The organism is Pseudonocardia xinjiangensis, from assembly GCF_012911925.1.
GTDB classification, from domain to species: domain Bacteria; phylum Actinomycetota; class Actinomycetes; order Mycobacteriales; family Pseudonocardiaceae; genus Pseudonocardia; species Pseudonocardia xinjiangensis.
Genome location: NZ_JAAXKY010000228.1, coordinates 1 through 8,317, shown reverse-complemented (window position 1 = coordinate 8,317; position 8,317 = coordinate 1). Strand labels below are relative to the sequence as shown.

Annotated in this window: 9 protein-coding genes and 1 pseudogene; 3 read left to right on the top strand and 7 right to left on the bottom strand. The window is 72.6% G+C overall.

Annotated features, from left to right (window positions below):
• The 3 genes and pseudogenes from HF577_RS35510 to HF577_RS35500 form a co-directional block, all read right to left on the bottom strand.
• Positions 1 to 389, bottom strand: a pseudogene (locus HF577_RS35510) (hypothetical protein); the annotation flags it as partial.
• A 79-nt stretch (positions 390 to 468) separates the two neighbouring features.
• On the bottom strand, positions 469 to 1,155 hold the full coding sequence (locus HF577_RS35505) for a DedA family protein (RefSeq protein WP_169400386.1): 687 nt from the start codon (positions 1,153 to 1,155) through the stop codon (positions 469 to 471).
• The gene (locus HF577_RS35500; RefSeq protein ID WP_169400385.1) at positions 1,098 to 1,694 is read right to left on the bottom strand and encodes a class I SAM-dependent methyltransferase; all 597 of its coding nucleotides are present in this window, start codon (positions 1,692 to 1,694) and stop codon (positions 1,098 to 1,100) included. Before HF577_RS35500 ends, HF577_RS35505 begins: the two co-directional genes overlap by 58 nt.
• Positions 1,695 to 1,827: 133 nt before the next feature.
• On the opposite strand from HF577_RS35500, the gene HF577_RS35495 reads away from it, so the two are divergent.
• Genes HF577_RS35495 through ychF form a run of 3 tightly spaced genes read left to right on the top strand, consistent with a single transcriptional unit; the run spans position 1,828 to position 4,754 of the window.
• Positions 1,828 to 3,051, top strand: coding sequence for a sensor histidine kinase (locus HF577_RS35495; protein ID WP_211175348.1), 1,224 nt, complete (start codon positions 1,828 to 1,830; stop codon positions 3,049 to 3,051).
• Positions 2,982 to 3,656 (top strand): response regulator, encoded by a 675-nt coding sequence (locus HF577_RS35490; RefSeq protein ID WP_169400383.1) that lies wholly within the window; start codon positions 2,982 to 2,984, stop codon positions 3,654 to 3,656. Before HF577_RS35495 ends, HF577_RS35490 begins: the two co-directional genes overlap by 70 nt.
• Positions 3,657 to 3,680: 24 nt before the next feature.
• Positions 3,681 to 4,754, top strand: a complete 1,074-nt coding sequence (ychF, locus tag HF577_RS35485) for a redox-regulated ATPase YchF (RefSeq protein ID WP_169400382.1) — start codon at positions 3,681 to 3,683, stop codon at positions 4,752 to 4,754.
• Between the two features lie 47 nt (positions 4,755 to 4,801).
• Here ychF and HF577_RS35480 read toward each other — a convergent pair whose 3' ends face one another.
• From HF577_RS35480 to HF577_RS35465, 4 genes are all read right to left on the bottom strand, one after another.
• Entirely contained in the window at positions 4,802 to 5,635 is an 834-nt protein-coding gene (locus HF577_RS35480; RefSeq protein WP_246267902.1) for an SCO6745 family protein, read from the bottom strand.
• Positions 5,636 to 5,703: 68 nt separating this feature from the next.
• The gene (locus tag HF577_RS35475; protein WP_169400381.1) at positions 5,704 to 6,723 is read right to left on the bottom strand and encodes an LLM class flavin-dependent oxidoreductase; all 1,020 of its coding nucleotides are present in this window, start codon (positions 6,721 to 6,723) and stop codon (positions 5,704 to 5,706) included.
• A gap of 87 nt (positions 6,724 to 6,810) precedes the next feature.
• Positions 6,811 to 7,173: a VOC family protein gene (locus HF577_RS35470; RefSeq protein WP_169400387.1), complete on the bottom strand. Its 363-nt coding sequence runs from the start codon at positions 7,171 to 7,173 to the stop codon at positions 6,811 to 6,813.
• A gap of 305 nt (positions 7,174 to 7,478) precedes the next feature.
• Positions 7,479 to 8,195: a glycoside hydrolase family 25 domain-containing protein gene (locus HF577_RS35465; RefSeq protein ID WP_169400380.1), complete on the bottom strand. Its 717-nt coding sequence runs from the start codon at positions 8,193 to 8,195 to the stop codon at positions 7,479 to 7,481.
• Positions 8,196 to 8,317 lie beyond the last annotated feature (122 nt).

The following is an 8,317-nucleotide window of genomic DNA, read 5'->3' as shown; positions in this document are numbered from 1 at the left end:
GTCTCGGGGAGCGCGGTGGGGGAAGGGGCCGCGGGAGCTGAAACCGCGGCCGGCCGGGCGGACGGGGGCCGCACCGGTTCCGCCCGGGCCACGGGCGCGCGGAGGACGGAGCGACCTGCGGGTTCGCGCACCACCGGCGCCACCTCCCGGCCGGGTCCTGCCGGGGTGGCCCGGGCCTCGGTCGTCGCCACAGCAGGCGGTTCGGCCGCCTCGGAGGTGGCAGCCGCGGTGGTGCCGGCGGTCACGGGTGCGGGCGGGGCGACGACGGCCGCACCAGGAGCGGCCACCGGAACGGGGGCGGGCGCGGTCAGCGTGAACACCGCGCTCCCGCTCGCGACGATCGCCGCACCGACGGCGGCAGCGAGGAGCGTCCTGATCGTCGAGCGCACTGCTGCCTCCGCGGGTCGGCTGCGTCCGGAGCAGCGAGCGCGTTCCGTTGCCGCTCAGCTCCATCCGGGTGGCGGCACGCTACCGAACGGCGGAGCCGGTGGCGACCGATCGCCGCCGGGACTGCAGCATCAGTCCCCCGATCAGCAGCACGACGAGCGCGATGGGCGCCCACGTGCCGTGGGTGAGCACGTGCGCGCCGACGCTGTTGCCGAGGAGGACGAACGTCGCCGCCCATGCGGTGCCCGACGCCACCATCGCCGGACCGGCGATCCGGTAGGGCACTCCCGCCCCGCCGGCGATCCGCGGCATCAACGGGCGGGCGGCGGCCGCCCAGTGCCCGCACGCGAGGAGCACGGCAGTCGCCGCCGGACCCCGGCCCGCCAGCCAGTGCTGCGCCCGGACCGCGCGGGCCTGCACGGCCCGCCGCCACCGCCCGGGGGAGCCGGACGCCGACCCGAGGCCGTCCTGGTGCGACCGGCCCCGCCACCGGGAGACGTGGGCGCCGGTCACCGTCCCGGCCGCGGCGACGGCGATGGCGGGGAGCAGCGCGTCCGGCGCCGTGTGCGACCACAGCCCGAGCGCCACCAGGAGGGTGCTGCCCGGCAGGGCGATCCCCACGAGCGTGCCGCTCTCGGCCACCAGAACCAGTGCCGCGACCACGAGCACGAGGGGCGCGGGCAGGCTCGCGAGGGCGTCGAGCAGCGCGGTCAGCACGATCGCGGCCCACGGCAGACGTAGAGGCGCGACGGCGGGACGTTGCGCCACACCGGCGCCGTCGCGACGACCTCGGCGAACGCGGAGTCGAGGCTGCGGCGCAGCTCCCGGACCCTGGTGGGCAGCGCGGTCAGGGTGGAGATGGTGGTGAAGACGCCGCCGGGGGCGAGGGTGGATGCGATCCCGGCCAGCATGTCGCGCTGCTGCGCCGGGGGCAGCAGCGTCCACGGCAGCGACGAGACCACCGCGTCCACCGGCCCGACCCCGGCCCCGTCGAGCAGCGTCGCGAGGTCGGCGGCGTCGCCGTGCAACACCTCGAGCCACGGCATCCGGCGGCGCAGATGCGCAACGAGCTCGCCGTCCACCTCGACGGCGACGTAGCGCGACCCCGGCGAGAGCCGGCTCCGGATCGCGGGGGAGAGCGCGCCCGTTCCGGCCCCCAGCTCCACCACGGCCGGCGTACCGGTGCCGGGCAGGACCGCGGCGATCTCCGCAGCCAGCGTCGCCCCGGTCGGAGCGGGTGCGCCGATCAGGGCGGGCCGGCGCAGAGCGCGGCGCAGGAAGGTGCGGTGGTCGGTCCATGCGGTCATGGCGATCACGCTCCCGTCACCGGGGCCGGAGGGCGATCGGGCTGGACCGCCCTTCCACCCACGGGCCAGCCGCAGGCCGGACGTAGGGCCAGACCCCCTGCGCCCACCCGTCGTGATCGGCCAGACTGCTCGCGTGACGCGTGTCGGGGAGTGGCTGCTCGCGGCGTTCCGGCTGGTCGCTGGGGTCGTCACGGCGCTCGTCGCGCTGGTGCTGCTCCTCGCACTGGTCACCGGCCTGGTCCTGGTTCCGGTGTTCGGAGCTGGTGTGCCGGTCGTGGCCGGAGCACTGGGAGCCACCCGCGCGCTCGCCGAGCTGCACCGCCGCGAGGCCGGCCGGGTGTTCGGCGTGCCGCTGGCCGGCTCGTACACCTCGCAGCCGAGCTGGTCGTGGCGCGACCTGCTCGCCTGCCTGCGCGACCAGCAGAACGGCCGCGACGCGATCTGGCTGGCGGCGCACGGGGTGGCCGGTGTGGTCGTGTTCTGGATGACCTACGGGCTGCTCGCCGCGCTGTCGGGCCTGGCCGTCGGCGCCGGCGGTCCCTTCTCCGTCTTCACGTTCCCCGTGCTCGTGATCGCCGCGGTGATCTGGTGGCTGGTGCCGTGGACCGTCCGGGGGTTCGCGCTGCTGGCCCGCGTGCTGCTTGCCCCGTCCGACGCGGCGCTGACCCGGCGCGTCGAGCAGCTCACCGACTCGCGCGCGGCGGCCGTGGACGCGCAGGCCGCCGAGCTGCGCCGGATCGAACGCGACCTGCACGACGGCGCCCAGGCGCGGCTCGCCGCGGTGGGGATGACGCTGGGGCTGGCCGCCCAGGCCGTCCGCTCGGACCCCGACCAGGCCGCCGCGCTGATCCAGGAGGCCCGCGCCGACGCGGGCAAGGCGCTCGCCGAGCTGCGTGACCTCGTCCGCGGGATCCACCCGCCGGTGCTCGCCGACCGCGGTCTCGTCGGAGGTCTCGAGGCGGCGGCCCTGCTGTGCCCGGTGCCCGTGGCGCTCGACATCGACCTGCCGGTCCGGCCGCAGGCCCCGGTCGAGTCGGCGCTGTACTTCGCCACGGCCGAGGTGCTGGCCAACGTCGGGACGCACTCCGGGGCGACCGCGGCGTGGCTGCGGGTGCGCTATGCGGGCGGCGCGCTCTCCGTCGTCGTCGGTGACGACGGCCGCGGCGGCGCCGACCCGCGTCGCGGCACCGGGCTGCGGGGCATCGAGCGCCGCCTCGCCGCCTTCGACGGCACCCTGCGGGTGACCAGCCCGTCCGGCGGTCCGACCGAGATCACGATGGAGCTGCCGTGCGCACTGCCCCCACCAGCCTCAGGACCGTCGTCGCCGAGGACCACGTCCTCCTCCGCGACGGCCTGATCCGGCTGCTCGGCGCCAACGGTTTCGACGTCGTGGAGGCGGTCGACAACGGCCCGATGCTGCGCGAGGCGTTGCTGAGGCACCGCCCGGACGTCGCGGTGGTCGACGTCCGGCTCCCGCCGACCTTCACCGACGAGGGCCTGGTGGCGGCGATCGCGGCCCGCCGGGACGTCCCGGGGCTGCCGGTGCTCGTGCTCTCGCAGTACGTCGAGCAGCTCTACGCCCGCGAGCTGCTGGCCGACCAGGCCGGCGGGGTCGGGTACCTGCTCAAGGACCGCGTCGGGAACGTCGACGAGTTCGTCGGCGCGGTGCGCCGGGTCGCGGCGGGGGGCACCGCGATGGACGCGGAGGTGATCGGCCAGCTGCTCGGCCGCCGGTCCGCGCCGCTCGCCCGGTTGACCGCGCGGGAGCGGGAGGTGCTGGAGCTCGTCGCCGAAGGCCGGTCGAACGCCGCGATCGCCTCGGCGCTGTTCGTCACGGACAAGGCGGTGGGCAAGCACATCACCGGCATCTTCACGAAGCTGGACCTGCCGCCGTCCGACGACGACAACCGCCGGGTCCGGGCCGTCCTCGCGTACCTGCAGGCGGCGCCGGGGGGACGCTGACCGGCGCGACTACCCTGGACCCTCGTGTCACTCACCCTCGGCATCGTCGGCCTGCCCAACGTCGGCAAGTCGACCCTGTTCAACGCCCTGACCCGCAACGACGTGCTCGCCGCGAACTACCCGTTCGCCACGATCGAGCCGAACGTCGGGGTGGTGCCACTGCCCGACCCCCGCCTCGACGTGCTCGCCCGCATGTTCGCCTCGGCGAAGGTCGTGCCCGCCGTCGTGTCGTTCGTCGACATCGCGGGCATCGTGAAGGGCGCGTCCGAGGGCGCGGGGCTGGGCAACAAGTTCCTGGCGAACATCCGTGAGTCCGACGCGATCTGCCAGGTCGTGCGCGTGTTCGACGACCCCGACGTCGTGCACGTCGACGGGCGCATCGACGCCGCCGCCGACATCGAGACGATCTCCACCGAGCTGATCCTCGCCGACCTGCAGACCCTGGAGAAGGCCGTTCCGCGGCTCACCAAGGAAGCCCGCATGCAGAAGGACCGGCGGGTGATGCTGGAGGCCGCCGAGGCCGCCGCCGAGATCCTCAACTCCGGCACCACCCTGTTCGCCGCGGGCGTCGACCGCGAGCCGCTGCGCGAGCTGACGCTGCTCACCACCAAGCCGTTCCTCTACGTCTTCAACGCCGACGAGGGCGTGCTCTCCGACGAGTCCAAGCGCAAGGAGCTCACCGAGCTCGTCGCCCCGGCGGACGCGGTCTTCCTCGACGCCAAGGTGGAGGCCGAGCTGCTGGAGCTCGACGAGGAGTCGGCCCGCGAGCTCCTGGAGTCGATCGGCCAGGACGAGCCCGGTCTCCACGCCCTCGCGCGCGCCGGCTTCCACACCCTGGGCCTGCAGACCTACCTGACCGCTGGCCCCAAGGAGTCGAGGGCCTGGACGATCAAGAAGGGCGCCACCGCCCCCCAGGCCGCCGGCGTCATCCACACCGACTTCGAGCGCGGCTTCATCAAGGCCGAGATCGTCTCGTACGAAGATCTCGTCGAGGCCGGCTCGATGAACGCGGCGAAGGCGGCTGGGAAGGTGCGGATGGAGGGCAAGGACTACGTCATGGCCGACGGTGACGTGGTGGAGTTCCGCTTCAACGTCTGACGGGCGCTCGTTCCCCAGGTCAACGGCCTACACAGCCGGGCCGTTCGTCAGCGCGATCCCGCAGCCACCAGTGTTGCGGTGATGGGTTCGAGCTCGGCGATCAGCTCGTCGAGCTCGGCGGGGGAGAGGGCGTCGTACGGCGGGACGGCGAGCTCGTCGGTCAGGGCTTCGATGCGTTGCTTGGTCTCACGGCCGGCGTCGGTGAACCAGCCGTCGGCGTCGACGAGCCCGCGCTCGCGCAGCCCGGCCATGACCTCGGCCAGCCGCTCCTTCGGCAGGTGGTGGATGCGCCCGAACGACTCCGGCGGGTGGATGCCCTGCTCCAGCGCGGACAGCACGTGGGCCTCCGCACCGCCGATGCTCGCGCCGAGGAGAGCGGCGACGTGCCCGTCCCCGCGGTGCTCGCGGAGCATGGTCGCGGAGTGCCACAGCCGGGTGACCGGGTCGCTGGGCACCGGAAGGGTGCGCCACCCGGCGTACAGCACCCGACCTTGGGTCGGCGCGCTCGTCGCGGCCTTGGTGGTCAGGTCGGCGGCGCGCGCCAGGCCGGGGGACTCAGCCAGCTCCTCGCCGACGATCCGCCGTAGGGAGGCTGCGCTGCCTCGTTGCCACGCGGCGAAGGAGACCTCCGGCGGGACCGTCTCCCACGCGCTCGGGATGTGCCGCGCTGCCTCCCCTTCGGCGAAGCTGTAGAAGGCCGCGTGCACGACCTGTGCCGGCACCCGTCCCAGTGGCGCGGCGCGGCTGGCGAAGTAGCCGTCCCAGTAGGTCCGGTGGCCGAGCGCGGCCAGCTCCTCGTTGGATTCGTCGGCGAAGTAGGTGACGAGGCAGATCGGCTCGAGGAGTTCGAACATGCGGCGGGCCGTTGTCGTGGTGGGCATGACTGATCCGACCCGGCGAGCGCCTCGGAATCATCGGTTCCGCCGGGGCGCCGACCTCTCCCGCTGGATCAGCGCCAGCCCAGCTCGGGGGCGACGTGGGTGAGCACGCTCTCGATGACGTGGGCGTTGTACTCGACGCCCAGCTGGTTGGGCACCGTCAGCAGCAGCGTGTCCGCAGCGGCGATCGCCTCGTCCTCGGCGAGCTCGGCGACCAGCTTGTCCGGCTCACCCGCATACGTCCGGCCGAACCGGGCGTTGCCGCCGTCCAACCGGCCGACCTGGTCGGTGCTGTCCCGCTGCTGCCAGAAGAGCTGCCGATCGAGGTCGTTGACGATCGGGAAGATGCTGCGGCTGACCGAGACGCGCGGCTCGCGGTTGTGCCCAGCGGCCTCCCAGGCGGTTCGGAACCGCTGGATCTGCTCGGCCTGGAGCTGGTGGAAGGGCACGCCGGTGTCCTCGGTGAGCAGCGTCGAGCTCATCAGGTTCAGCCCCTGCTCGGCCGTCCACTCCGCGGTCGCCCGGTTTCCCGCGCCCCACCAGATCCGGTCCCGCAGACCCGGTGAGTGCGGCTCGACCCGCAGCAGGCCCGGCGGGTTGGGGAACATCGGGCGCGGGTTGGGCCGGGCGAAGCCCTCGCCCTTGAGCACCTCGAGGAACACCTTGGTGTGCTCGCGCGCCATGTCGGCATCGGTCGTGCCTTCCGGCGGCACGTGGCCGAAGTAGCGGAAGCCGTCGATCACCTGCTCGGGTGATCCGCGACTGATACCCAGTTGCAGCCGGCCACCGGAGATGAGATCGGCGGCGCCGGCGTCTTCTGCCATGTAGAGCGGGTTCTCGTACCGCATGTCGATCACGGCAGTGCCGAGCTCGATCCGGCTGGTCCGCGCTCCGGCCGCGGCCAGCAGCGGGAACGGGGAGGCGAGCTGCTGGGCGAAGTGGTGTATCCGGAAGTACGCGCCGTCGGCGCCCGCCTCCTCCGCGGCGACCGCGAGCTCGATCGACTGCACCAAGGCGTCCGCCGCTGACCGCACCATCGAGTGCGGCTCCGCCGACCAGTGCCCGAAGGAGAGGAACCCTATCTTCTTCACCCTGCAATCAACTCGGCAGCGACGAGCGGCATTCCGCGCCCCAGCCCCACCATGTCGATCTCGTTTGCTCGCCCCGACGAAACGGGATCAGCCCTCGTCCAGGCAGAGGCAGAAGGGGTGGCCCGCCGGGTCGAAGAGCACTCGGACGTTCCCCTGCGGTTGCTCGTCTGCCTCCGTCGCTCCGAGAGCGAGAGCATCGGCGACCGCCGAATCCAGGTCGCCGACCTGGAAGTCGAAGTGCATCATCGGGCGCTGCTGCCCGTCCACGGGCGGCCAGACGGGGGCCCGGTAGTCGCTCGCCTGCTGGAACACGAGATAGACGGAGCCTTGGGGCGCGGCGATGATCGCCGTTCCCGGTTGCTCGTGACCGATGGGCCAACCCAGCAACTCAGAGTAGAACCTCGCCAGGACGCCGGGATCCGGCGCTTCGATGGAGGTCCCCCACCACATACCGGCCGTTCGAGAGCGCACCCGCGCAGCCTGGCGCTGTGGATCAAACACGTCAACAGGAAGTCCTGGTCGAAGCTGAATTGCCGCCGGACCTCAGCCGACATCCGCTACCGGTCCACCGCCGCCGGTTTCGACGAGGCCGGCGAAAAGCGCCGGCACTGCTCGTTCGTACGGCCGTTCCACCAGTGCGGTAGAGATCGGCACAGCTGTCGGCCACCGTGTCGTAGGAATCGCGGGTGCCGGACAACCATCCGTCGGTGATCACCGGTCGATGCTAGATGCGTGCCGGTGATCGTCCCGGGGCGTCAGCAGGCCAGGTTGGAGTCGAAGCCGCCGTCCTGGCTGAACTGCACCAGCTTGGTCCGGCCCCCGGTGAAGCTCGTCGTGCACGTCGTCCTCGCCCTGTCGCTGGTCCCGTACGTGGCGATCCACAACGGTGCGTCGTCCAACGGGAACAGTGGCGTGAACTGCGGCTTCCACGCCGCTCGGTAGCCGTCCGCGGAGGCGGCGGTGTACCCACCGGTGATCTGGCGCCACTGGTAGGCGGTGGAGTACAGCCCGACCTCGGTCACTCCGTGGCTCAGGAGGAAGTCGGCCATGCCCTGCAACATGGCGGTGTTGGAACTGCCGTCGCCGTTCCATTTGTTGGCGATTTCCACGTCGAGCCACCAGATGTGCCTGGTCACCGAGCCGTCGAGCTGTGTCGCGCTGTCGAACGCGTTTGCTGCCGCATGCCAGCCGTAGTCGTAGGAGCACCCGGGATCCGTTTTCGAGGTGCCGTCGTTGCAGAGCACCGGATCGGCGGCACCCGAGTGTGGCCAGTAGTCGGAACTGCTCGGGGCCGGATTACTCGTATTGACGTAGACCGCCGCTTCGAAAGGCCGACCGGCGGCCCACTGGTACTGCGCGGCGAAACAGGGGTTGATGGAGAAGGGGCGCCCTTTGTTGATCCCGACGATGCCGAAGGCGCTGTTCGCGGGGAGCGTGCCGCCGCACTGGGGGTGGGACACGTCCTGCCCCACGCCGCCGGAGGGGGTGTCGTTCCGGAGATCACTGACGGGAGCGGTGGGGCCGACGGGAGCTGTCGCTCGGGCTGGGGAGGCCTGCGTGTCGCCGTGGGGGGGAGCCGTGGGTTGGCCAGGGG

Bases quoted from the DNA above. Each gene is read 5' to 3' on its own strand.
- HF577_RS35500 (WP_169400385.1), bottom strand. From the start codon at position 1,694: ATGACCGCATGGACCGACCACCGCACCTTCCTGCGCCGCGCTCTGCGC.
- HF577_RS35480 (WP_246267902.1), bottom strand. From the start codon at position 5,635: ATGCCCACCACGACAACGGCCCGCCGCATGTTCGAACTCCTCGAGCCG.
- HF577_RS35470 (WP_169400387.1), bottom strand. From the start codon at position 7,173: ATGTGGTGGGGGACCTCCATCGAAGCGCCGGATCCCGGCGTCCTGGCG.